Source organism: Aurantimonas sp. DM33-3 (assembly GCF_014334315.1).
Taxonomy (GTDB): Bacteria; Pseudomonadota; Alphaproteobacteria; order Rhizobiales; family Rhizobiaceae; genus Aurantimonas; species Aurantimonas coralicida.
Window position 1 is genome coordinate 1 of the sequence record NZ_JACSGS010000004.1, and the last position, 22,111, is coordinate 22,111.

At 66.7% G+C, this 22,111-nt stretch carries 18 protein-coding genes and 1 pseudogene; 12 read left to right on the plus strand and 7 right to left on the minus strand.

Annotation, left to right across the window (positions count from 1 at the left end):
* The 3 genes and pseudogenes from H9Q09_RS06935 to H9Q09_RS06945 form a co-directional block, all read left to right on the plus strand.
* Nucleotides 1–105: pseudogene (locus H9Q09_RS06935) on the plus strand (IS5/IS1182 family transposase); the annotation flags it as partial.
* 130 nt (nt 106–235) lie between these two features.
* A complete protein-coding gene (locus tag H9Q09_RS06940; RefSeq protein ID WP_024350371.1) occupies nt 236–520 on the plus strand; it encodes a hypothetical protein in 285 nt (94 codons plus the stop codon).
* A 186-nt stretch (nt 521–706) separates the two neighbouring features.
* Nucleotides 707–952 (plus strand): hypothetical protein, encoded by a 246-nt coding sequence (locus H9Q09_RS06945; protein ID WP_187390471.1) that lies wholly within the window; start codon nt 707–709, stop codon nt 950–952.
* Between the two features lie 27 nt (nt 953–979).
* Here H9Q09_RS06945 and H9Q09_RS06950 read toward each other — a convergent pair whose 3' ends face one another.
* Nucleotides 980–1,795 (minus strand): pyridoxamine 5'-phosphate oxidase family protein, encoded by an 816-nt coding sequence (locus tag H9Q09_RS06950; protein ID WP_281414911.1) that lies wholly within the window; start codon nt 1,793–1,795, stop codon nt 980–982.
* Between the two features lie 234 nt (nt 1,796–2,029).
* On the opposite strand from H9Q09_RS06950, the gene H9Q09_RS06955 reads away from it, so the two are divergent.
* The 6 genes from H9Q09_RS06955 to H9Q09_RS06980 all read left to right on the plus strand — a co-directional run bounded on the left by H9Q09_RS06955 (nt 2,030) and on the right by H9Q09_RS06980 (nt 9,115).
* On the plus strand, nt 2,030–3,193 hold the full coding sequence (locus H9Q09_RS06955; RefSeq protein WP_187390472.1) for an Mrp/NBP35 family ATP-binding protein: 1,164 nt from the start codon (nt 2,030–2,032) through the stop codon (nt 3,191–3,193).
* A gap of 97 nt (nt 3,194–3,290) precedes the next feature.
* The gene (locus H9Q09_RS06960; RefSeq protein ID WP_187390473.1) at nt 3,291–4,886 is read left to right on the plus strand and encodes an ABC transporter substrate-binding protein; all 1,596 of its coding nucleotides are present in this window, start codon (nt 3,291–3,293) and stop codon (nt 4,884–4,886) included.
* A 216-nt stretch (nt 4,887–5,102) separates the two neighbouring features.
* On the plus strand, nt 5,103–6,110 hold the full coding sequence (locus H9Q09_RS06965; protein WP_009210295.1) for an ABC transporter permease subunit: 1,008 nt from the start codon (nt 5,103–5,105) through the stop codon (nt 6,108–6,110).
* Nucleotides 6,111–6,120: 10 nt separating this feature from the next.
* Nucleotides 6,121–7,062, plus strand: coding sequence for an ABC transporter permease subunit (locus H9Q09_RS06970; protein ID WP_024350376.1), 942 nt, complete (start codon nt 6,121–6,123; stop codon nt 7,060–7,062).
* Between the two features lie 5 nt (nt 7,063–7,067).
* Nucleotides 7,068–8,138 carry an ABC transporter ATP-binding protein gene (locus tag H9Q09_RS06975; protein WP_187390474.1) on the plus strand — a complete coding sequence of 357 codons (1,071 nt, stop codon included), beginning with the start codon at nt 7,068–7,070 and terminating at the stop codon, nt 8,136–8,138.
* Entirely contained in the window at nt 8,135–9,115 is a 981-nt protein-coding gene (locus H9Q09_RS06980) for a dipeptide ABC transporter ATP-binding protein (protein ID WP_187390475.1), read from the plus strand. Before H9Q09_RS06975 ends, H9Q09_RS06980 begins: the two co-directional genes overlap by 4 nt.
* Nucleotides 9,116–9,173: 58 nt before the next feature.
* On the opposite strand, the gene choV is transcribed toward H9Q09_RS06980, so the two are convergent.
* From choV to H9Q09_RS06995, 3 genes are all read right to left on the minus strand, one after another.
* Nucleotides 9,174–10,223, minus strand: a complete 1,050-nt coding sequence (gene choV, locus H9Q09_RS06985) for a choline ABC transporter ATP-binding protein (protein WP_187390476.1) — start codon at nt 10,221–10,223, stop codon at nt 9,174–9,176.
* A complete protein-coding gene (gene choW, locus H9Q09_RS06990) occupies nt 10,220–11,062 on the minus strand; it encodes a choline ABC transporter permease subunit (RefSeq protein ID WP_187390477.1) in 843 nt (280 codons plus the stop codon). Before choW ends, choV begins: the two co-directional genes overlap by 4 nt.
* A 203-nt stretch (nt 11,063–11,265) precedes the next feature.
* The gene (locus tag H9Q09_RS06995; RefSeq protein WP_246716045.1) at nt 11,266–12,213 is read right to left on the minus strand and encodes a choline ABC transporter substrate-binding protein; all 948 of its coding nucleotides are present in this window, start codon (nt 12,211–12,213) and stop codon (nt 11,266–11,268) included.
* Between the two features lie 659 nt (nt 12,214–12,872).
* Between H9Q09_RS06995 and H9Q09_RS07000 the strand changes: the two genes are divergently transcribed.
* Nucleotides 12,873–14,552, plus strand: a complete 1,680-nt coding sequence (locus H9Q09_RS07000; protein ID WP_187390478.1) for a formate--tetrahydrofolate ligase — start codon at nt 12,873–12,875, stop codon at nt 14,550–14,552.
* A 162-nt stretch (nt 14,553–14,714) separates the two neighbouring features.
* Nucleotides 14,715–15,812 carry an ABC transporter ATP-binding protein gene (locus H9Q09_RS07005; protein WP_187390479.1) on the plus strand — a complete coding sequence of 366 codons (1,098 nt, stop codon included), beginning with the start codon at nt 14,715–14,717 and terminating at the stop codon, nt 15,810–15,812.
* 16 nt (nt 15,813–15,828) lie between these two features.
* On the opposite strand, the gene H9Q09_RS07010 is transcribed toward H9Q09_RS07005, so the two are convergent.
* The 3 genes from H9Q09_RS07010 to H9Q09_RS07020 all read right to left on the minus strand — a co-directional run bounded on the left by H9Q09_RS07010 (nt 15,829) and on the right by H9Q09_RS07020 (nt 20,251).
* Nucleotides 15,829–17,493 (minus strand): iron ABC transporter permease, encoded by a 1,665-nt coding sequence (locus H9Q09_RS07010; RefSeq protein ID WP_187390663.1) that lies wholly within the window; start codon nt 17,491–17,493, stop codon nt 15,829–15,831.
* A 48-nt stretch (nt 17,494–17,541) separates the two neighbouring features.
* A complete protein-coding gene (locus tag H9Q09_RS07015) occupies nt 17,542–18,525 on the minus strand; it encodes an ABC transporter substrate-binding protein (RefSeq protein WP_187390480.1) in 984 nt (327 codons plus the stop codon).
* Between the two features lie 121 nt (nt 18,526–18,646).
* On the minus strand, nt 18,647–20,251 hold the full coding sequence (locus H9Q09_RS07020; protein WP_187390481.1) for a GMC family oxidoreductase N-terminal domain-containing protein: 1,605 nt from the start codon (nt 20,249–20,251) through the stop codon (nt 18,647–18,649).
* A gap of 193 nt (nt 20,252–20,444) precedes the next feature.
* Here H9Q09_RS07020 and H9Q09_RS07025 point away from each other — a divergent pair, with 193 nt between their 5' ends.
* Nucleotides 20,445–22,049, plus strand: coding sequence for an EAL domain-containing protein (locus tag H9Q09_RS07025; RefSeq protein ID WP_187390482.1), 1,605 nt, complete (start codon nt 20,445–20,447; stop codon nt 22,047–22,049).
* Nucleotides 22,050–22,111 lie beyond the last annotated feature (62 nt).

The following is a 22,111-nucleotide window of genomic DNA, read 5'->3' on the forward strand; positions in this document are numbered from 1 at the left end:
CGCCGGCTCTGGAAAGACCCGGAGGCCACGATCGCCTCTGCCACCGCCTTCCTCTATGCCGCCTCGGTCATGATCCTCATTCGCCGCCTTGGCCGCGCATCATGACCTTTCCGGACGGACTCTAAGGATCGTTCGGCCGGATCGGCCGGGGGATACGATCGTGCACGGGTGATGGAACCAAAATGATAGCGTAGCGTTCTGTGGTGGGACGACTGTGTTTGTGAGAGGTGGAAATATGTTCAAGAAGCTTTCGATCGCGGCTGTCGCCGCACTGACCCTGGCGGCAGCAGGCTGCACGACCGAAGATCGCTACACTGCAGGCGGTGCGGCGCTCGGCGGCCTCGGCGGCGCGGCGATCGGAGCGGGCGTGAGCGGTAATGCCGAAGGCGCGCTGATTGGCGGCGCGATCGGCGCGGCCGGTGGTGCCATCGCGGGCAACGTGATTGGCCGCTCCCAGGAGCGCGAAGGTTACTGCCGCTACTCGGACGGTAACATCTACCGCTGCCCGGACGGCTATTGATTACAGCGGGTCTCGCGACCCGCTGACGAGAATGACGGTCGTCGAGCTTGCGCTCTGCGGCCGTTTTTCGTTTGGGTGCATAGACAGCTATTCGCGGATCAGGGGAATCTGGCTCACATGACGAAGGATTGCCGTCAGGCATCGGGAAGGCAGCGCGCGCCGGCTCTCATTGCGTGCGGAGCCGCAATGGCCGGCCTGCTGCTCGTCTCGGGATGTTCGGGCACGGGATTGCCGCCGGTCTTCGGCGCGGTGTTCGGACTGGAGGGCGCGGAGGATGCACCCTACCGCGTCGGGCGCCTTCCCGAGGTCGCCGTGGAACCGGGAGATCGGGTCATCGGTCAGGCCGCCAATGCCGCCGGCCAGTGCATCTATGTACGTGGTGACAGCAATCTGCGGTTCCGCTCATCCTGCCCGGATGGCTACAGGCTCTAGCGCGTTTCCGATCTGCGCCGATCGGGTTCAGTCCGATGGGCCGCGGACGAGCGAAACGAACGCGTCGCGATAGCCGTGCGCGGCTGCATCGAGGCCGAACTCGATCCGCGCCAGGCGATCTCCGCGGATGATTTCGAACCCGAAGCGATCCATGGTCGGGATCCGCCATCCGACTTCCGAAAGCCCCGCCGACGCGGCCAGCGCGTCGATGGCGTCGCGGTGATCGTCGTTCATGTGGTCGCGGGCGCGCATTGCCGTCGCCGCAAGTTCCGGCGCAGGCGGGTCGACGAGGTCGCCCCGTTCGAGGGCAAAGGCGCGGGCAAAGCCGCCATTGAGCGAAGCGGTCTCCGGCTCGAGCCGGATCACCCGGAAATCTGCGAAGTCCGCGTAGAGCGCCGCCTTCGGGTGCCGCGCCAGGAAGCGGTCCCGCAGCGCCTGCCGCTCGGGATCTTCCGCCGCCACCACGCTGGCGGTTGCAAAGACCGTAAGGCGGGGATGGGCGAGGGGATCGCCCTTGCCGGGACGCGACACCAGCAGCGAACAGCGCCGGTCGGCGTCCAGCGCCGCGGTATGCAGGGCCAGCGCGGAGACGAGCAGGAGCGGACGTCCCTCGAAGTCCGTTGCGACGAGAACCAGGCTCGCCGCGGGATGTCCGTCGCCGGGTCGCAGCACCGCCAGCATCCCGTCCCGCGCACCGCGAAGCAGTGACCGCGCCAGTTGCCGGGCCGAATCATCCACGGGCTGCAGGACGGATTGCGCGGAGCCGCCGACGCGCGGCGCGGGCGCGGCGTCCCGTTCTGCAGGGGCGGCGGGGGTCTCGGATGGTGCGGTGCGATCGGTCATCCCGGCAGACTAGCCCGGCGCGCGGCGATGCGCATCAGGACCGGCGGCGTTGCATTAAGTCCGGCCACCCCGGTTGGATATCGCCGTCGAGGCACGATATCAGCGCAGAAGCATCAAGCACACGAGCACGGGGCCGAGCCGGGGCAAACGCGCCGGCATCGTCCGCATGGGCCGCTGAATTCCTGGCGAGGCAGAAGCGGATCGGCGGGCGCGGCCAGACCGAAGGAGCTGAGAATGAGCGAAGCGCAGAAATCGCGCATCCTGACCATCCTGAAAGCGATGGACGCGTCGGACGGCAAGGGCGACGTCGTTTCGCGCGACATGGTCTCCGACATCTTCATCGCCGACGGCAAGGCGTTCTTCTCGCTGTCGGTTCCCACGACCGAAGCGGAGCGCTTCGAGCCGTTCTGCCGCAGCATCGAAAGCGCCGTTGCGGGCGTCGAAGGGATTACCAGCGCACTGGTCGCGCTGACCGCCGAACGCCCCGCCGGCTCGGCGCCCGAGCGGCCGGCGCCGTCAGCCCGTCCGGGGCAGGCGATCCGGCAGGGCGAGGCACCATCGTCGCCGGCCCCGCAGCGTCAGCCGTCGCAGAAGCCCGGCATCCCCGGCATTGCCCGGATCGTTGCCGTCGCGTCGGGCAAGGGCGGCGTCGGCAAGTCGACGACCGCAGTCAACCTGGCGCTTGGCTTTGCCGCGGTCGGCATGAAGGTCGGCATTCTCGACGCCGACATCTACGGCCCGTCCATCCCGCGTCTGCTCAATCTGAAAGGCAAGCCGCGCACCTCCGGCGGCCGCACCATGATCCCGCTCGAGGCCTACGGGCTGAAGGCGATGTCCATGGGCTTCCTCGTCGACGAGGAGGTGCCAATGATCTGGCGCGGGCCGATGGTGATGTCGGCGCTGACCCAGATGCTGCGCGAAGTGGAATGGGGCGAGCTGGACATTCTGGTCGTCGACATGCCGCCGGGCACCGGCGACGCGCAGCTCACCATGGCGCAGAATGTGCCGCTGGCCGGGGCGGTCATCGTCTCGACGCCGCAGGACCTGGCCCTGATCGACGCCCGCAAGGGTCTCGCCATGTTCCAGAAGGTCGATGTTCCCGTGCTCGGCATCGTCGAGAACATGAGCTATTTCATCGCACCCGATACCGGCCACCGCTACGACATCTTCGGCCATGGCGGCGCCCGCGACGAGGCCGAGCGGCTGGGCGTGCCGTTTCTCGGCGAAGTGCCGATCGAGATGGCGATCCGCGAGAGCTCGGGCAGCGGCCATCCGGTCGTCGCCGGGGATCCGGACGGTCCGCATGCCGCCATCTACAAGGACATCGCCGCGCGCACGCTGGCCCGCCTGGAACTGGGCGCCCATGCGGCGCCGGCTCCCGAGATCGTTTTTGAGTAACTGGTCAAAAATTGCGCTTGCATGATTTTTGCAAAACTTGTGGGATGCCGGCCTCAGCGGACTCTCCGTCCGCATCGCTATTCGGGAGACGTCATCCATGAAGTTTGCAACCCGGCTGCTGGCCGCGACCGCGCTGACCATGGCGCTCGGCTCGGCCGCATCGGCCAAGACGCTCGTCTATTGCTCGGAAGGGTCGCCCGAGGGCTTCGATCCGGCGCTCTACACCGCCGGCACCACCTTCGACGCGGCGTCGCGCACGGTCTACAACCGCCTCGTCGAGTTCAAGCACGGCTCCACCGAGATCGAGCCGGGCCTCGCCGAATCCTGGGAAGTCTCCGAGGACGGCAAGGAATATACCTTCAAGCTGCGCGCCGACGCGCAGTTCCAGACCACCGACTTCTTCACGCCGACCCGGCCGCTCAACGCCGACGACGTGATCTACTCCTTCGAGCGTCAGCTGAAGTCCGACAATCCATGGAACCAGTATGTGACCGGCGCGAGCTGGGAATATGCCAACGGCATGGGCTTCCCGGACCTGATCGAGTCGATCGAGAAGGTCGATGACCTGACCGTCAAGTTCACGCTGACCCGGCCCGAAGCGCCGTTCCTGGCCGATCTGGCGATGGACTTCGCCTCGATCATGTCGAAGGAATATGCCGACAAGCTGGAAGCTGACGGCAACATGGCCATGCTGAACCAGCAGCCGCTGGGCACTGGTCCGTTCCAGTTCGTCGCCTACCAGCCCGACGCCGTGATCCGCTATGGCGCGCATCCGGACTACTGGGCCGGCAAGCAGCCGATCGACGACCTGGTCTTCGCCATCACCACCGACGCTTCGGTCCGCGCCCAGAAGCTGCTGGCCGGCGAATGCCACATCATGCCGTATCCGAACGCCGCCGACGTGGAGTCGATGCAGGCAAACGAGAACCTGACGGTTCTCGAGCAGGAAGGCCTGAACGTCGCCTATCTCGCCTACAACACCACCCAGGCGCCCTTCGACAAGGTCGAGGTCCGCAAGGCGCTGAACAAGGCGGTCAACAAGCAGGCGATCGTCGACGCCGTGTTCCAGGGCGCCGCCACGGTCGCCAAGAACCCGATCCCGCCGACGATGTGGTCCTATGACGACACCATCGAGGACGACACCTACGATCCGGAAGCCGCCAAGAAGATGCTCGAGGAGGCCGGTGTCACCGACCTTTCGATGAAGCTTTGGGCAATGCCGGTGAGCCGTCCCTACATGCTCAACGCGCGCCGCGCGGCCGAGCTGATGCAGGCCGATCTGCAGAAGGTCGGCGTCACGTCGGAAATCGTCTCCTACGAATGGGGCGAGTATCTGGACAAGTCGAAGGCCGCGGACCGCGACGGTGCCGTAATGCTGGGCTGGACCGGCGACAATGGCGATCCGGACAACTTCCTCGACACGCTGCTCGGCTGCGACGCCGTCGGCGGCAACAACCGCGCCCAGTGGTGCAACGAGGAGTTCGATTCGCTGGTCAGCAAGGCCAAGGAAACCTCGGATCAGGCCGAACGCGTCGAGCTCTACAAGCAGGCGCAGAAGGTCTTCAAGGAAGAGGCGCCCTGGATGACCATCGACCATTCGACGGTGTTCATGCCGATGCAGAAGTCGGTCCAGAATTTCGTTCAGGACCCGCTCGGCTATCACCGCTTCGACGGCGTCGATATCGCCGAGTAACTTCGGCGCGACATTGCGAGCATGGAACGGGGCGGCATCGAGCCGCCCCGTTTGCGTTGGGCGCCGGGCATCCGTCGCCGATGCCGTGGCGGAACGCTAAGCGGTTGAAAAGACGCGGAACTCCTGCCTTTTGCGGGTTCGCTTTGGTGCCGCGATGGTGTAGGACGCTGCCGCGAGACCGCTACCGGCCTCACCCAAAACATGCGACAAGCCAATATGCAGCGCTTTCTTCTCTCCCGACTACTGGTCCTGATCCCGACCTTCATCGGTGTCTCGATCGTCGCCTTCGCCTTCATCCGGCTTCTGCCGGGCGATCCCGTGGCGCTGATGGCCGGCGAGCGGGTCATGGACCCGGAGCGCCACGCGGCGATCATGCAGCAGCTCGGCTACGACCGGCCGCTCTTCGTCCAGTATTTCGACTATCTGTTCGGGCTGTTCCAGGGCGACTTCGGCACCTCGATCGTCACCAAGCGCGGCGTGGCCGGCGAGTTCTTCACCCTGTTCCCGGCAACCCTCGAACTGTCCTTCTGCGCCATCGTGATCGCCATCTGCCTCGGCATTCCGGCCGGCGTGATCGCGGCAGTGAAGCGGGGCTCCTGGTTCGACCAGAGCGTCATGGGCGCCGCGCTCGTCGGCTATTCCATGCCGATCTTCTGGTGGGGCCTGCTGCTGATCATCCTGTTCTCGGGCACCCTGCAATGGACGCCGGTCTCCGGCCGCATCTCGCTGCTCTACTATTTCCCCGCCGAAACCGGCTTCATGCTGATCGATTCGCTGCTGTCGGGTCAGAAGGGTGCCTTCACCTCTGCGCTGTCGCATCTCGTCCTGCCGTCGATCGTCCTTGCGACGATCCCGCTCGCGGTGATCGCCCGGCAGACCCGCTCGGCCATGCTGGAGGTTCTCGGCGAGGACTATGTCCGCACCGCCCGCGCCAAGGGCCTCGCCCGCAAGCGCGTGGTCGGTGTCCATGCGCTGCGCAATGCCCTGATCCCGGTCGTCACCACCATCGGCCTGCAGGTCGGCGTGCTGATGGCCGGCGCGATCCTCACCGAGACGATCTTTTCGTGGCCGGGCATCGGCAAGTGGATGGTCGACAGCGTCTTCCGGCGCGACTACCCGGTCGTCCAGGGCGGCCTGTTGCTGATCGCCATGATGATCATGCTCGTCAATCTGATCGTCGATCTCCTGTACGGCGTCATCAATCCCCGCGTTCGGGCGAAGTAGGAGGCGAGCGATGAGCCATATCGAAGCCCAGGAAGCCGCCGAAGGCGTTGGCACCGACATTCCGGACCGCAAGCCGGCCAAGAGCGTGCGCCGGCAGATGCTGGCCGAGTTCTGGTTCTATTTCTCCGAGAACAAGGGCGCGGTGGTCGGCCTCGTCGTGTTCCTGACGATCGTCTTCATCGCCCTGGCGGCGCCGCTGCTGGCACCGCATTCGGCCGTTCTGACGAACTCTAACGCGCAGCTGCTGCCGCCGGCCTGGCAGGAAGGCGGCCAGTGGGCTTATTTCCTCGGCACCGACGCCATCGGGCGCGATATCCTCTCGCGGCTGATCTACGGCTCGCGCTATTCGCTGTTCATCGGCGTCGTAGTCGTGGTCATCGCGGTGAGTGTCGGCATCGCCGTCGGCCTGATCGCCGGCTATGTCGGCGGCTGGGTCGACACGGTGATCATGCGGGTGATGGACATCATCCTCGCCTTTCCCTCGCTGCTGCTGGCGCTCGTTCTCGTGGCTGTGCTCGGGCCGGGCCTGACCAATGCGATGATCGCCATCTCGCTCGTCCTGCAGCCGCATTTCGTCCGCCTGACGCGCGCCTCGGTCCTCGCCGAGAAGCAGCGCGAATACGTCACCGCCGCCCGCGTCGTCGGCGCCGGGCCGCTGCGGCTCATGCTGGTGACGATCCTGCCCAATTGTCTCGGACCGCTGATCGTCCAGGCGACACTGTCCTTCTCCAACGCCATCCTCGACGCCGCCGCGCTCGGCTTCCTCGGCATGGGCGCGCAGCCGCCGACGCCCGAATGGGGCACCATGCTGGCCGAAGCGCGCGAGTTCATCCTGCGCGCCTGGTGGGTGGTGACCTTCCCGGGCCTCGCCATCCTGATCACGGTGCTCGCGATCAACCTCGTCGGCGACGGCCTGCGCGATGCGCTGGACCCGAAGATGAAGCGAAGCTGACAGCCATGCCCCTGCTTTCCATCCGCAATCTGTCGGTGACCTTCGACACCGCCTCCGGTCCGTTCAAGGCGGTCGACGGCATCGATCTCGTCATCGATTCCGGCGAGGTGCTCGGCATCGTCGGCGAATCCGGTTCCGGCAAATCCGTGGCCATGCTCGGCCTGATGGGCCTGCTGCCGCCGTCGGCGACCGTGACTGCCGACGAGATCTCCTTCGAGGGGCGCGACATGCAGGCGATGTCAGCCCGCGAGCGCCGCAAGATCATTGGCCGCGACATCGCGATGATCTTCCAGGAGCCGGTGGCCAGCCTCAATCCGTGCTTCAATGTCGGCTACCAGATCAAGGAAGCGCTGAAGGCGCATACCGATCTCGACCGCAAGGCGCGGCAGGCGCGGGCCGTCGAACTGCTGCAACTCGTCGGCATTCCCGAACCCGAGCGGCGGCTGACGGCCTTCCCGCACCAGCTCTCGGGCGGCATGAGCCAGCGCGTGATGATCGCCATGGCCACCGCCTGCAATCCCAAGCTGCTGATCGCCGACGAGCCGACCACCGCGCTCGACGTCACCATCCAGGCGCAGATCCTCGATCTGCTGCTCGACCTGCAGAAACAGCACGGCATGGCGATGATCCTGATCACCCATGACATGGGCGTCATCGCCGAGACCGCTGAGCGGGTGGTGGTGCAATATGCCGGCCAGCAGGTCGAGCGTCAGCCGGTGGCGACCCTCTTCGACGAACCGCATCACCCCTATACGGCGGCCCTTCTCTCGGCGATCCCCGAGCGGGCGACCGGCACGCGCCTGCCGACCATTCCGGGCGTCGTGCCGGGGCAGGGCGACCGGCCGGATGGCTGCCTGTTCAATCCGCGCTGCCCCAAGGCCGACGATGTCTGCCGCACGGTCGTGCCGCCGCGCCAGCCGCCGGCGCTGGGCGAGGCGCTCTGCCATTATCCGCTGGGCGCCGATCCACGCGCGCCGGGCGACGTGCCGGCCGGCTTCGGCCCGGATGGTGGCTTCCAGGAGGGGGCGGGCCGCCCCGCCGATATCGCAACGGATCTGCGGGGAGACGCACGATGACCGCAATCGTCACCGCGACCGATCTCAGCCAGTCCTACGAAGTCCGGCGCGGCATGTTCCAGAAGCCGCTCGACCTGCGGGCGGTGAAAGAGGCGAATTTCGTCGTCGAGGAGGGTGAGACCCTCGCCATCGTCGGCGAGTCCGGCTGCGGCAAGTCCACCCTCGCGCGCATGCTGACGATGATCGAGACCCCGTCCGAGGGCGTGCTCGACATCGACGGCGTCCGCGTGTCCGGCAAGGACAAGGGCGACGTCAAGAAGCTCCGCTCCACCGTGCAGATCGTCTTCCAGAACCCCTATGGCGCGCTCAATCCGCGCCAGAAGGTCGGGACGATCATCGAGGAGCCGCTGAAGATCAACACCAATCTCTCGGCGGCCGAGCGGCGCAGGAAGGCCGAGGCGGCCCTCGCCGAGGTGGGGCTTCGGCCGGAGCATTACGCCCGCTATCCGCACATGTTCTCCGGCGGCCAGCGTCAGCGCATCGCGATCGCGCGGGCGATCATCCTGGAGCCGAAGATCCTCGTCCTCGACGAGCCGGTCTCGGCCCTCGACGTGTCGATCCAGGCGCAGATCCTGAACCTCCTGGCGGATCTGCAGGAGCGGCTCGGCCTCACCTACATCTTCATCAGCCACGATCTGTCGGTGGTCCGGCACGTCGCGGACCGGGTGATGGTGATGTATCTCGGCCGTCCGGTCGAGATCGCGCCGGTCGACGCGCTCTACGCCAATCCGCTGCATCCCTATACGCGGGCGCTGCTGTCGGCGACGCCGGCGACGCGGCCGAGCGACCGCGGCGAGCGTATCCGCCTGTCGGGCGAATTGCCGTCGCCCTTCGATCCGCCGCCGGGCTGTTCGTTCAATCCGCGCTGCCCCTATGCCAACGAACGCTGTCGCTCCGAGCTGCCGGTGCTGACCCAGCACGGCGAGACCAAGGTCGCCTGTTTCGCGGTGGACGAAGGCCGGCTTCCGCCGCCCTGACCGGGCGGGCGGGCAGGAACCTGCCGATCCGTTTCCGTGACGCTGCGGAGGCCGGCAATCAGCCGGCCTGATGCCGCTCCAGCGCGTCGACGATCTCCTGCGGGCCGATCTGGCCGAGGATTTCGCCCTTGCGCGCGACGACCACGGTGCCCTTGCCTTGGCTCACGGCGGACATGACCTTCTGCAGCGGCGTGCCGGGTTCGGCCATCTGCGCGACATTGGCGGGGCTGGCCTCGCCCGTGCGGTCGTAGGGCTTCATCACGTCGGCCGCCGTCAGGACGTTCAGCGGGTTCATGTGGGCGACGAAGTCGGCGACATAGTCGTCTGCCGGGCGCAGCACGATGTCCTGCGCGGTGCCGACCTGGACGATGCGGCCGCCTTCCATGATCGCGATCCGATTGCCGATCTTGAACGCCTCGTCGAGATCGTGGCTGACGAAGATGATGGTCTTCTTCAGTCGCTGCTGGATTTCCAGAAGCTCGTCCTGAAGCCGCGAACGGATCAGCGGATCGAGGGCCGAGAACGGCTCGTCCATCAGGAGGATCGGGGCGTTGGTGGCGAAGGCGCGGGCGAGGCCCACGCGTTGCTGCATGCCGCCCGACAGTTCGCCGACGCGGCTGTCCACCCAGTCGCCGAGGCCGACGAGCTCGAGCTGCTCGACGACGCGCTCGCGCCGCTGGCTGCGCGGCACGCCGGAAAACTCCAGCCCGAGGCCGACATTGTCGGCCACGGTGCGCCAGGGCAGCAGGGCGAATTGCTGGAACACCATCGCCACTTCGTGACGGCGCAGGTCCCGCAGCCGCTTGGCACCGCAATCCTTCGGATCGACGATGCCCTTGCCCGTATCGATCAGCACCTTGCCGCGGGTGATCGGGGCAAGGCCGTTGACTGCACGCAGGAGCGTCGACTTGCCGGAGCCCGACAGGCCCATCAGCACCGCGATCTCGCCCTCCTGAATGTCGAGGGAGGCATCGGCGACGCCGAGGGTCACGCCGGTCTCGTCGCGGATCTCGGCCCGGCTCTTGCCGGCATCGACCAGCGGCAGTGCCTGCTCGGGATTGCGACCGAAGACGATCGAGACGTTCTGGAAGGATACGATCGGGCTCATGAACGGCCTTCCTCGTCGATGCGGAAGAAGCGGTCGAGGATGATCGCCAGGAGCACGATCGCCAGCCCGGCCTCGAAGCCCTGGCCGATATTGATCGTGTTCAGGGCGCGCAGCACCGGCACGCCGAGGCCCGGCGCGCCGACGAGGGCGGCGATCACCACCATCGACAGGGACAGCATGATGGTCTGGGTCAACCCGGCCATGATCTGCGGCAGGGCATAGGGGATCTCTATGGTCATCAGGCGCTGCATCGGCGTAGCGCCGAAGGCGTCACCCGCTTCGAGAAGCTGGCGCGGCGTCGAGGCGATGCCGAGGCGCGTCAGCCGGATCGGCGAGGGCAGGGCGAAGATCACCGTCGCTACGAGGCCCGGCACGAGGCCGAGGCCGAACAGGATCAGTGCCGGGATCAGATAGACGAAGGTCGGGATCGTCTGCATCAGGTCGAGGATCGGCCGCAGGATGGCGTAGAGCCATTCGCGCCGGGCCGCCGCCACGCCCACCGGCACGCCGATGAGCATGCAGACGGCGGTCGAGGCCAGCACCAGCGCCAGTGTCTCCGTCGTCTCCTCCCAGAAGCCGAGATTGATGATGAGGAGCAGTCCGGCCACCGTGAAGATGACGATCGGGATCGAGCGCCGTGCGGCATAGGCAATGGCGGCGAAGACCGCGACGACCATGAGCGGATGCGGCCATTGCAGGATGAACAGGATGGCATCGATGAAGGCGCCCAGCCCGTCGCGGATCGCGTCGAAGAGGAACGTGAAATTGGCCGTCAGCCAATCGACGAAGGCTTCGGCGTAATCGCCGATGGGAAGCGGGTGATCTACGAGCCACTGCACGGGCAATAGGGTCCTTCAGGGTCGCGTCACGGCGGATGAAGCGCCGTGACGGCAGGATGTCGGCGCGAGACTGGCCGTTTCGGCCGGGCGCCCGGGTTCAGATCGGGTGCCTAATGCGGGAGGCAGTCCGGATCCCGAGCGGCCCGGCCTGCCAATTCCAGGGAAGGCCGGCGCCGGCCGGCCTTCGTCAGGCGTTCTGCGGCTTACGACTGACCGAGATAGGCCTTGACCGCCGGCAGGCCATCTTCGCCGTCCTTGGTCTTCACGCCCTCGAGCCAGGTGGCGATCTGGTCGGGATTGGCCTTCAGCCATTCCTGGGCCGCCGCTTCCGGCTTCTCGCCATCGTCGAGGATCGCACCCATCACGGCGTTCTCCATCTCCAGCGAGAAGGTGAGATCGGACAGCAGCGCGCCGACATTCGGGCACTCTTCGAGATAGCCCTTGCGCACAGTGGTGTGGACCGTGGCGCCGCCGAAGTCGGGGCCGAAGAAATCGTCGCCGCCGGCGAGATACTGCAGGTCGAAGTTCTTGTTCATCGGATGCGGCGCCCAGCCGAGGAAGACGATCGCGTCTTCGGAGCGGGTGGCGCGGGCGACCTGGCTGAGCATGCCCTGCTCGGAGGATTCCACGATGTCGAAATCGCCGAGATCGAAGGCGTCCTTCTCGATCATGTCGAGGATCAGGCGGTTGCCGTCATTGCCCGGCTCGATGCCGTAGATCTTGCCGTCCAGCTTGTCGGAGAACTTGGCGATGTCGGCGAAGCTCTTGAGCCCCTCGTCGAACAGGTACTGCGGCACCGCCAGCGTGTATTTCGCGCCGGTCAGGTTGGTCTTTACGTCCTCGACCGATCCGTCCTCAAGATAGGGCGCGATGTCGGCCTGCATGGAGGGCATCCAGTTGCCGAGGAAGACGTCGATGTCCTCGTTCTTCATGGAGGCGAAGGTGACCGGCACCGACAGGACCTTGGTGTCGGTGTCGTAGCCGAGGCCCTTGAGGATTTCCGTGGTGACGGCGGTGGTCGCCGTGATGTCCGTCCAGCCGACATCGGAGAAGCGGACCGTCGAACAGGACTCCGCTTCCTGGGCGAGCGCCGGGGTGCCGATGAAAGCGGTACCGAGCATGGCGGCTGCGAACATTCGGGAAAGCTTCATGGGAATCGTCTCCTGGTCGGCAGGCCGGGGACGCTGGGCACGCCCCGCTGCTGCATGAATGTGATGGCGATTGTTATTGCTGCGGTAGCCCGTGAACGCAACAGTTCGCAGGACTTATTGTCGACCGTGGTCAGGTCTCGCACGGCCTCGAACAGCCGGGAATTCCGGGCTTTCGCGCTTGGATGCGGGGCCGCCGCCTGCACGCCGTTCGGGCATTTTCCGCAATGGCGGGCATGTCTCCTCGCAGCATCAACTGTGCGAAATTGGCACGGTCCGTAGCAAAATAGTGACAGCGTCTTGCGGCGACTTGGGTTACAGTCTGGATATTGCGGTATTGGACGGACGGGGAGCCCGCCTTCATCCTCCCTGTTGACGGGCTCGTTCGACACCACAGCCGCGATACCGATCCGAGTGCGGTGTTCCTCCTCCCAACGCCGCCCATCGTGATCATGGAATGAAGAGCCCGGTGCGCCTGCGCCCGGGCTCTTTCCGTTTCAGCCTTCCGGCATCCGCCACGGTCAGCCGGCTTCCTGTCCGGCCGCCGCACCCAAGTGCGGCTTATCGCGGGATAGGAAATCCTGACGCGGACAGGCATTGGCATTGGCGTGTCAGGCTGCCTATGGTCGCCTGCGAGGCAGACGAGACAGGGAGAACCGGGTTTGGCCGAGATCAAAACCGACATCGCCATTGCGCGTGCCGCGGCGAAGAAGCCGATCCGCGAGATCGCAGCCAAGCTGGGCATCGCGGAAGAGGACATCGTCCCCTATGGCCACGACAAGGCGAAGATCTCCGCCCCGTTCATCAAGTCCCTGCAGGATCGGCCGGACGGCAAGCTGATCCTCGTCACCGCGATCAATCCGACGCCGGCCGGCGAGGGCAAGACCACCACCACGGTCGGCCTCGGCGACGGCCTCAACCGGATCGGCAAGCGTGCTGCGATCTGCATCCGCGAAGCCTCGCTCGGTCCCAATTTCGGCATGAAGGGCGGTGCGGCCGGCGGCGGCTATGCGCAGATCGTGCCGATGGAGGACATGAACCTCCACTTCACCGGCGATTTCCACGCCATCACCACTGCCCACAATCTCCTGTCGGCAATGATCGACAACCACATCTACTGGGGCAATGCCCTGGAGATCGACACCCGCCGCGTGACCTGGCGCCGGGTCATGGACATGAACGACCGGGCGCTGCGCGGCATCGTGGCTTCCCTCGGCGGTGTCGCCAACGGATATCCGCGCGAGACCGGCTTCGACATCACCGTCGCCTCCGAGGTCATGGCGATCCTGTGCCTGGCCAAGGACCTTGCGGATCTGGAAAAACGCCTGGGCGCGATCATCGTCGGCTACCGCCGCGACAAGAGCGCGGTCTATGCGCGCGACCTGAAGGCGGACGGCGCCATGGCGGTCCTCCTGAAGGACGCCATGCAGCCCAACCTCGTCCAGACGCTGGAGAACAACCCGGCCTTCGTCCATGGCGGCCCCTTCGCCAACATCGCCCATGGCTGCAATTCGGTGGTCGCCACGACGACGGCGCTGAAACTCGCCGACTATGTGGTGACCGAAGCCGGCTTCGGCGCCGATCTCGGTGCCGAGAAGTTCTTCGACATCAAGTGCCGCAAGGCCGGGCTGAAGCCGGCCGCGACCGTCATCGTCGCCACCGTCCGGGCGCTGAAGATGAATGGCGGCGTCGCCAAGGACGCGCTCGGGATCGAGGATGTCGAAGCGGTCACGCGCGGTTGCGCCAATCTGGGCCGGCATATCGAGAACATCCGTCAGTTCGGCGTGCCGGCGACCGTGGCTATCAATCATTTCGTCACCGACACGGATGCCGAGATCGAAGCCATCAAGGCCTATGTCGCGGAACTTGGCGAGGAGGCCATCGTCTGTCGCCACTGGGCCGACGGCTCGGCCGGTATCGAGGAACTGGCGCACCGGGTCGTGGCGCTGGCCGACAGCGGTGCATCGCAATTCGCGCCGCTCTATCCCGACAAGATGAGCCTGTTCGACAAGATCGAGACCGTGGTCAAGCGCATCTATCGCGGCGCCGAGGCGACCGCCGACAAGAGCGTGCGCGACCAGCTCACCGCCTGGGAGGAGGCGGGCTATGGCGACCTGCCGGTCTGCATGGCCAAGACGCAATATTCCTTCTCCACCGATCCGACTCTGCGCGGCGCCCCGGACGGCCACACCGTCCACATCCGCGAAGTGCGCCTGTCCGCCGGGGCCGGCTTCGTCGTCGCCATCTGCGGGGAGATCATGACCATGCCCGGCCTGCCGTCGAAACCGGCTGCTGAGACCATCCGTCTGAACGCCGACGGCGAGGTCGAGGGGCTGTTCTGATCGCCGACAGGGACAGTCCCGGTCTCGCGATCGTCCGTCACGACAGCGTTGCCGTTCTTCGGATAGGACGGTAGCGCCGCGCGAGCCGGTGCGCCGGCGGCTCGCCCTTTGCGCCCGCCCGCACTATTCTCCGGCCGTCCGCAGTCCAGCCATGAGCCTTGCATGTCCGCCATCTCGCTCGCCGCCGTCACCAAACGCTTCGGCGAGACCGCGGCCGTCGACGACGTCTCCCTCGAGATCCGGGTGGGCGAGTTCGTCGCGCTGCTCGGCGCGTCGGGCTGCGGCAAGACGACCCTGCTTCGCCTGATCGCCGGCTTCGACACGTTGTCCGGCGGTGCGATCCGCTTCGACGGGGCGCTGGTGGCCGGTGACGGCCGGCACGTGCCGCCGGAGGACCGCAATGTCGGCATCGTCTTCCAGTCCTATGCGCTCTGGCCGCATATGAGCGTGGCCGAGAATGTCGGCTATCCGCTGCGGGTGCGCGGCCTGAAGGGAACGGCGCGGGCCGGCAAGGTCGCCGAGGCGTTGGCGGCGGTCGATTTGACCGGTTTCGAGGCGCGGCGTCCCGCCGATCTGTCCGGCGGCCAGCGCCAGCGTGTGGCGCTGGCGCGGTGCCTCGCCATGGATCCGGCAGTGGTGCTGCTCGACGAGCCGCTGGCCAATCTCGACGTTAATCTGCGCGCCTCGATGGAAGACACCTTCCGCGAATTCCACCAGCGCACCGGCGCCACCATGGTCTATGTCACCCATGACCAGGCCGAGGCGATGGCCATGGCCGACCGGGTGGCGGTGATGGAGGCGGGCCGGATTCTGCAGGTCGCCGACCCGGTGACGCTGTATGCCGAGCCGGGCTCGCAGCAGGTGGCCCGGTTCGTCGGCAACGGCCAGATCGTCGATGGCCGCATCCTGCGCGGCCTCGGGCCGGACCGCATCGCCGTCCAGCTTTTCGGCAGCGAGGTGGCGGTGCGGTGCCAGCCGGAGACGATGCCAGCGGCCGGCACCACCGCGCTTTTGTGCCTGCGGCCGGAGCATCTGGAACCGACCGAGGGGGCCGGCTTTGCCGCAACCGTCCGCAAGGCGACCTTCAAGGGCTCGCATGTGATCCTCGATGTGTCGCCTGAGGCGGCGCCCGAGACCGTGCTGCCGGTCTGGGCCCCGCATCTGGCGGCCGTCGGCAGCACGATCCGGGTCAGGGCGAAGGATGGCTGGCTGCTGCCGTCGGGTCACGCCTCTGCGGTGAAGCCGGCACGCGCGGCCTGATCCGGCGGTCGGCCGGTCAGTCGGTCCAGGGCAGGACGCCGCGCGGCAGGCGCCGCGCAAACAGCGCCGTCACGCCCATGATCGCGACAATGGCCACCACCGTGACCACCGCCACTGCCGAGGCCAGCACCGTTGCGCCGGAATCGTCGAGATTGAAGACCACGACGCCGAGCGTCTCGTTGCCCGCCGACCACAACAGCGCCGAGACGGTCAGTTCGTTGAAGCTGGTCATGAAGGTGAGGATCGCGCCCGCCGCCGCGGCCGGCGCGAGCAGCGGGAAGACCACCGTGCGCAGCCGGAACAGATAGCGTGCGCCGGTCATGCGCGCAGCTTCCTCCAATGCCCGGTCCACCTGCTGCACCGCCCCCACGACGGGGCGCAGCGACAGGGTCAGGAAGCGCGCCAGATAGGCGAAGAAGATGATCCAGATCGTGTTGTAGAGGCTGATGCCGAGCACCGGCAGCGGCATGATGAAGATCAGGATCGCGGCGATGCCGAGCACGATGCCGGGCAGGGCGTAGGGCAGTTCCGCCATCATCGCCAGGGCATCCAGAAGCCGGCTCTTGCGCCACACGACGAAGGCCGCGAAGGGCACGCAGACCGCGACGAGGAACAGCGAGGTGCCGGCCGCCAGGAGGAACGAGTTGCGGAAGGCGCGCACGGTGGAATCCTGCCGGAACAGCACCTCGGCGTAGTTGGACAAAGTCACCGTCTGGCCGGTCAGCGGCACGCCATAGGCGGTGACCAGCGAGGTCGCGAGGAGCGCGATCAGCGGCACCACCAGAATGGCGACGATGATCGCCCAGGCGAGCGCCTCGGTCGGTCCGCGCCAGCGGCCGAGGGCATAGCGCAGGGCCTGCGCGGGCGCGCCGACGGTGCGATAGTCGCGCTTGCCGATGACCAGCGCCTGCACCGCGAAGCCCACGAAGGCGAGGGCGCCGACGACGATCGACAGCACCGCGACCTCCGAGATGATCGACGGGCCGAAGCTCGCCAGCCGCTGATAGATCAGGGTCGGCAGAACGGTGTAGCCGGCCGGAATGCCGAGCAGCGCCGGAATGCCGAAATTGCCGACCGCCGAGACGAAGGCGAGGGCGCCGCCGGCGACCAGCGGCGGGGTCATCATCGGCAGGACGATGGTCGCCATCACCCGCAGCCGGCCGGCGCCGCAGGCGCGTGCTGCCTCGATCATCTCGCGCGGCAGGCCGCGCAGGCCGGCGCGCACGGCGAGAAACACCAGCGGCGCATGCTGGATGCCGAGCAGGAGGACGATGCCGCCGGGGCTGTAGATCGGGTTTGGCGAGCCGAGCGGCGGCGCCAGACCGAGTGTGATGAGGAGCGGGCTCGCCGGCCCGAACAATTGTGCCCAGGAGAGCGCCGTCACCTGCGGCGGGATCATCAGCGGCAGCAGGAAGCAGAACACCAGCGCCGCCTTGGCGCGGATATCGGTGAGGGCGACGATCAGCGCGAAGAGCGTGCCGAGAACGAGCGAAATCGCGGTGCCAAGCGTGGCCGTGACCAGCGAGTGCCAGGCCGCCGTCCAGGTGGAACCGGAGGTGAGCACGGTGCGGATATTGGCAAGGTCGGGCGTGCCGCCGGGCGCGAAGGCCTCGACGACCAGCCGCGTGACCGGCAGGACGCTGACGAGGCCGACGAAAACGACGAGAACGGCGAGAGTGATGCTCTCGCCGTTCCAGCGTCTGGCAATGGAAGTGATGGCGGGCAGAGGTCAGCCGCCGAAGAGTTCGGCGAAGCGTTTCTTGTTCGCCTCCTCGTCGGCGAGCGCCTTGGCCGCATCGAAGGGCATCAGCTTGATCGCGTCGCGGGCCGGGAAGCCCGCCGGCGCTTCGATGCCGTCGCGAGCCGGCAGATACCCCTGGCTTGCCGCCAGCTTCTGACCGTCCTCGCTGAGGACGAAATCGACGAAGGCCTTTGCGGCCTCCGGGTTCTGCGCGGTCTTCAGGATCGCGACCGGCTCGGTGACGGCGGAAACGCCTTCCTCGGGGAAGACGAAATTGACCGGCGAACCGTTCGCAGCTTCCCGGATCGGCAGGAAGTCGACGATCACGCCGTACGGCTTCTCGCCGCCGGCCACCGCCTTCAGGACGCCGCCATTGCCGCCGGACGCCGTGGCCCCGTTCTCGGCGAGCGCCGCGACATAGTCCCAACCGAGATCGGGGTTCTGGGTGAGCGTGGCCAGATGCACCAGCGCAGCGCCCGAGGTCAGCGGGCTCGGCATGGTCGTCTGGCCCTGAAGCGCCGGGTCCGCCAGATCCTTCCACGAGGACGGCTTGGTCTCGGCGCGGGTGTTGTTGACGATGCCGGTGGTGATCAGCTTGGTCGAGAAATAGGTCTTGTCGGTGTCGAACAGGCCGTCAGCGAAGCCGGTCGTGTCGGCGTCGGCATGGGGCATCAGCCGGTCGTCGCGCTTCAGGCCTTCCATGGTCACGCTGTCGGCGATGAGCAGCACGTCCGGCTGCGGGTTGCCGGCGGCAAACTCGGCCTGCAGCTTGGCCATGACCTTGGTCGTGCCGTCGCGGACCCATTCCACGTCCACATCGGGGTGCTTCGCCTTGAAGGCGTCGACGGTCGCCTGGGCGTCCTCGTTCGGCTGGCTCGTATAGAGCACCAGCTTGCCGGACTGGGCGAAGGCCGTGCCGGAGAGGAGAATGGCGGCGAGAGTGGCGGCGGCGAAGCCGAGGCTGCGGATCATGGCGGTCTCCTCAGATCGTGTTCGGGGTTCGCTGAAAGGTCGGCGCCCCACGGGCAGGGCGACTACAGCGCCACCCGTGACAGGAAGATGACGGGTGGTCCAGCGGACGGTGTTGCGGCAATCAGCTGCGGGAATCCTCGACGATCATCCGGGCGGCCTTTTCGGCGATCATGATTGTCGGAGAGTTGGTGTTGCCGGAGGTAATGGTCGGCATCACCGACGCGTCCGCGACCCGCAGCCCTTCGATGCCGCGCACCCGCAGCCGTTCGTCGACCACGGCGCCGGTATCGCCGTCCGGGCCCATCTTCGCCGTGCCGACCGGATGGAAGATGGTCGTGCCGAGATCGCCTGCCGCCACCAGCATGTCATCGTCCGACACGACATGGGCGCCCGGCTTGTATTCTTCCGGCTTGTAGGGGGCGAGCGGCGACTGGGCGACGATCCGGCGGGCCCATTTCAGGCTGTCCACCGCGACCTGCCGGTCCTCGTCCGTGGAAAGGTAGTTGGGCGAGATGTCCGGCGTGTCCTCGACCAGAGAGCCGGTCAGATGGACGCTGCCGCGGCTTGTCGGGCGTAGATTGCAGACGCTGGCGGTGAAGGCCGAGAACGGGTGCAGGCCCTTGCCCCAGTCGTCGAGGGAGAGCGGCTGGAAGTGGAATTCCAGATCGGCGGTCGCCCGGTCCGGACGCGACTTGACGAAGGCCCCGACCTGGCTCGGCGCCATGGTCATCGGCCCGCGGCGGCGCAGCGCGTAGTCCGCGCCCATCATCGCCCGGCGGAAGAGGTTCTTGTATTCGCTGTTCAGCGTCTTGATGCCGTCGACCTTGTAGATCGGCCGGATCTGCAGATGGTCCTGCAGATTCTCGCCGACGCCGGGCAGATGCCGGACCGGGGCGATGCCGTGCGGTCGCAGACGGTCGGTGTCGCCGATGCCGGACCGCTCGAGGATCAGCGGCGTACCGACCGCGCCGGCCGACAGCACGATCTCGCCGGTCGCCTTCGCCTCGAAGGTCTGGCTGTCGCGGCGGTATTGCAGCGAGACGGCGCGCCCGTCCTTGACGGTGACCCGGTCGATCATCACCCCTGTCACGATCTTCAGATTGGGCCGCTTCAGGACCGGCTTCAGGAAGCCGCGCGCCGCACTCCAACGTCGCCCGCCCTTCTGGTTGACCTGGAAATAGGCCGAGCCCTCGTTGTCGCCGGTGTTGAAGTCGTCGATCTTGGGCACGCCCGCAGCATGTGCCGCGTCCCGGACCCGGTCGAGAATCTCCCAGCGGATGCGTGGATGCTCGACCCGCCATTCGCCGCCGGCGCCGTGAAACTCGCTCGGACCGTCGGCATGGTCCTCGATCGCCCTGAACAGCGGCAGGACGTCGTCCCAACCCCAGCCTTCGAGGCCGAGCTGGCGCCAATGGTCGTAGTCCGCCGCCTGGCCGCGCATGTAGATCATGGCGTTAATCGCGGACGAGCCGCCGAGGGTCTTGCCGCGCGGATAGGAGAGAGCCCGCCCGTTCAGCCCGGCCTGGGCCGACGTCTTGAACATCCAGTCCGAGCGCGGATTGCCGATGGCGAAGAGATAGCCGACCGGGATGTGGAACCAGATCCAGTTGTCCTTGCCGCCCCCCTCCAGAAGCAACACGCGATTGCGCGGATTGGCGGAGAGCCGGTTGGCGAGGACGCATCCGGCCGAACCGGCCCCGGCGACGATATAGTCGAATTCTTCCATGACCTCGCTCTAGCCGAAACTTTCGGCTTGGGGAATGTCGGCCGGTGCGGTCAATTGCGCGCAGCCGTTGCGGAAGTCGCGCGCTCGCCATCGCGCGAAACCTTCGCGATACCGGCAGCATCTGCCTGCTTCTTAAGCACTCATAGAGGGTTTTCCCATTCACTGAGATGACCGAAAAATAGGCCGTAACGCCATGGCGAAGCTTGTCAGTCTGTTCATCTCCCGTCGCCAGCAGACGATCATCGCGATCGTCGTGGGGAGCTTGATCTTTCTTGTCCTGACCGGAGCGGCCGGTGTGTTCGCGCTGTACGAGGCGCGTCAGTCGATGCGGGCCGAGAGCCGCGTGGCGCTGGCGCCCTACGCCCAGATCCGCCGTAACCTCGACTCGACCTTTGCCGAGCTGGAAAAGCAGGTCACGGCCGCGCCCTGCAGCGCTGAATTCCGGGAACAGCTCCGCCGCGTGGCCTTCCTTCCGGACGGCTTCCACGAGTTCCTCTACGTTGTTGATGGCGCGGCGCTTTGCTCGGCGAGCATCGGGGTGCTCGACACGCCCCTGCAGTTCGGCGAGCCGGACATCCGGGTCGGCGCGGAGACCGTCGTCTGGATGCAGCGCGACCTGTCCTTCTCGGGATTCGAAGGTCTCTTCGGGAGCATCGTTCAGGAAGGCGACTTCGCCATTGTCGTGGGTCAGGACGAAGTGCCGCACGCGGTCCCGCAGTGGATGGAGTTCGAGACCGTTGCAACGGCTTCGAGCGGTCGTCGATGGCACCTCGACGGCGTCGAGGGTGTCTTCGACGCCAACCGCCAAGCCGCCATCGACGGCACCGCGCTGCTGTCCGGCACCGTTCGCAGCATCGATTGCGGCGCCGACGGAATGATCTGCGTGGCCACCCAGGCCTCGCTGACCTCCCTGCTCGCACGCGGAGCGCCCTATGCCGTCGTGGCGCTCCTGTTCGCCGCGTTGCTGTCGGCTGTCCTTGCCATCCAGGCGCGCGCGCTGATCGTCCGGCGCTGGGCCTTCGATGCACGCTTTCGCCGCTATCTCGACGCAGAGACGGTGGTGTGCGGCTACCAGCCGATCATGGAGCTCGCGACCGGCCGCATCGCCGGCTGCGAGGTCTTGGCGCGCTGGCGCGACATCGACGACACCATCGTCTATCCGGACCGCTTCATTCCCCTGGTCGAGCGCTACGGCCTGACCCGGCAGTTCACCCGGATGGTGGTCGAGAAGGCGCACCGCGAACTCTCTGCCGCGATGCCGGCGGGGCTGTTGCTGAAGGTCACGTTCAACGTCTTCCCCCGCGATCTCGACAGTGCCGTGCTCTGCGACATCTTCGGGCCGTTCCTCGCCGAGCCTGAGCGCTTCCGGGTGATCATCGAACTCGTCGAGAGCGACGCTATCGACATGGAGACAGCGCCCCGCGAGATCGAGCGGCTGCGCGACACCGGCATCCGCACCTACATCGACGATTTCGGCAGCGGCTACTCGAACATCCAGAACCTGGCAGCGCTGTCGGTGGACGGGGTCAAGCTGGACCGTGCCTTTGCCATGGCGCCGGCTGACAGCATGATGGCCCGGATGCTGTATCACGCCGTGGAGATGATCCATTCCTCCGGCCGGATGATGGTGGTCGAGGGAATCGAGACGGCCGAACGCCTCGAGGAATTGCGCGCCTTCCGCCCGGCGATCGACTTCGTGCAGGGCTACCACATCTCGCGGCCCCTCGGGATCGAGCCCTTCGCGGGGTTCCTTGCCGACGCAAGCCGTCCGGATCAGCTCATCGCCAAGGCCGCATAGGGGTCCGGAAGATCGCCGGAACCGATCGCGCCGCCGGCTAGCAGCCTTTCCCATTGCCCTTT

Excerpts from the sequence above, each read along its gene's own strand:
- H9Q09_RS06940 (WP_024350371.1), top strand. The coding sequence starts at position 236 with ATGTTCAAGAAGCTTTCGATCGCGGCTGTCGCCGCACTGACCCTGGCG.
- H9Q09_RS06945 (WP_187390471.1), top strand. The coding sequence starts at position 707 with ATGGCCGGCCTGCTGCTCGTCTCGGGATGTTCGGGCACGGGATTGCCG.
- H9Q09_RS06950 (WP_281414911.1), bottom strand. The coding sequence starts at position 1,795 with ATGACCGATCGCACCGCACCATCCGAGACCCCCGCCGCCCCTGCAGAA.
- H9Q09_RS06955 (WP_187390472.1), top strand. The coding sequence starts at position 2,030 with ATGAGCGAAGCGCAGAAATCGCGCATCCTGACCATCCTGAAAGCGATG.
- H9Q09_RS06960 (WP_187390473.1), top strand. The coding sequence starts at position 3,291 with ATGAAGTTTGCAACCCGGCTGCTGGCCGCGACCGCGCTGACCATGGCG.
- H9Q09_RS06965 (WP_009210295.1), top strand. The coding sequence starts at position 5,103 with ATGCAGCGCTTTCTTCTCTCCCGACTACTGGTCCTGATCCCGACCTTC.
- H9Q09_RS06970 (WP_024350376.1), top strand. The coding sequence starts at position 6,121 with ATGAGCCATATCGAAGCCCAGGAAGCCGCCGAAGGCGTTGGCACCGAC.
- H9Q09_RS06975 (WP_187390474.1), top strand. The coding sequence starts at position 7,068 with ATGCCCCTGCTTTCCATCCGCAATCTGTCGGTGACCTTCGACACCGCC.
- H9Q09_RS06980 (WP_187390475.1), top strand. The coding sequence starts at position 8,135 with ATGACCGCAATCGTCACCGCGACCGATCTCAGCCAGTCCTACGAAGTC.
- choV (WP_187390476.1), bottom strand. The coding sequence starts at position 10,223 with ATGAGCCCGATCGTATCCTTCCAGAACGTCTCGATCGTCTTCGGTCGC.
- H9Q09_RS06995 (WP_246716045.1), bottom strand. The coding sequence starts at position 12,213 with ATGAAGCTTTCCCGAATGTTCGCAGCCGCCATGCTCGGTACCGCTTTC.
- H9Q09_RS07005 (WP_187390479.1), top strand. The coding sequence starts at position 14,715 with ATGTCCGCCATCTCGCTCGCCGCCGTCACCAAACGCTTCGGCGAGACC.
- H9Q09_RS07015 (WP_187390480.1), bottom strand. The coding sequence starts at position 18,525 with ATGATCCGCAGCCTCGGCTTCGCCGCCGCCACTCTCGCCGCCATTCTC.
- H9Q09_RS07020 (WP_187390481.1), bottom strand. The coding sequence starts at position 20,251 with ATGGAAGAATTCGACTATATCGTCGCCGGGGCCGGTTCGGCCGGATGC.
- H9Q09_RS07025 (WP_187390482.1), top strand. The coding sequence starts at position 20,445 with ATGGCGAAGCTTGTCAGTCTGTTCATCTCCCGTCGCCAGCAGACGATC.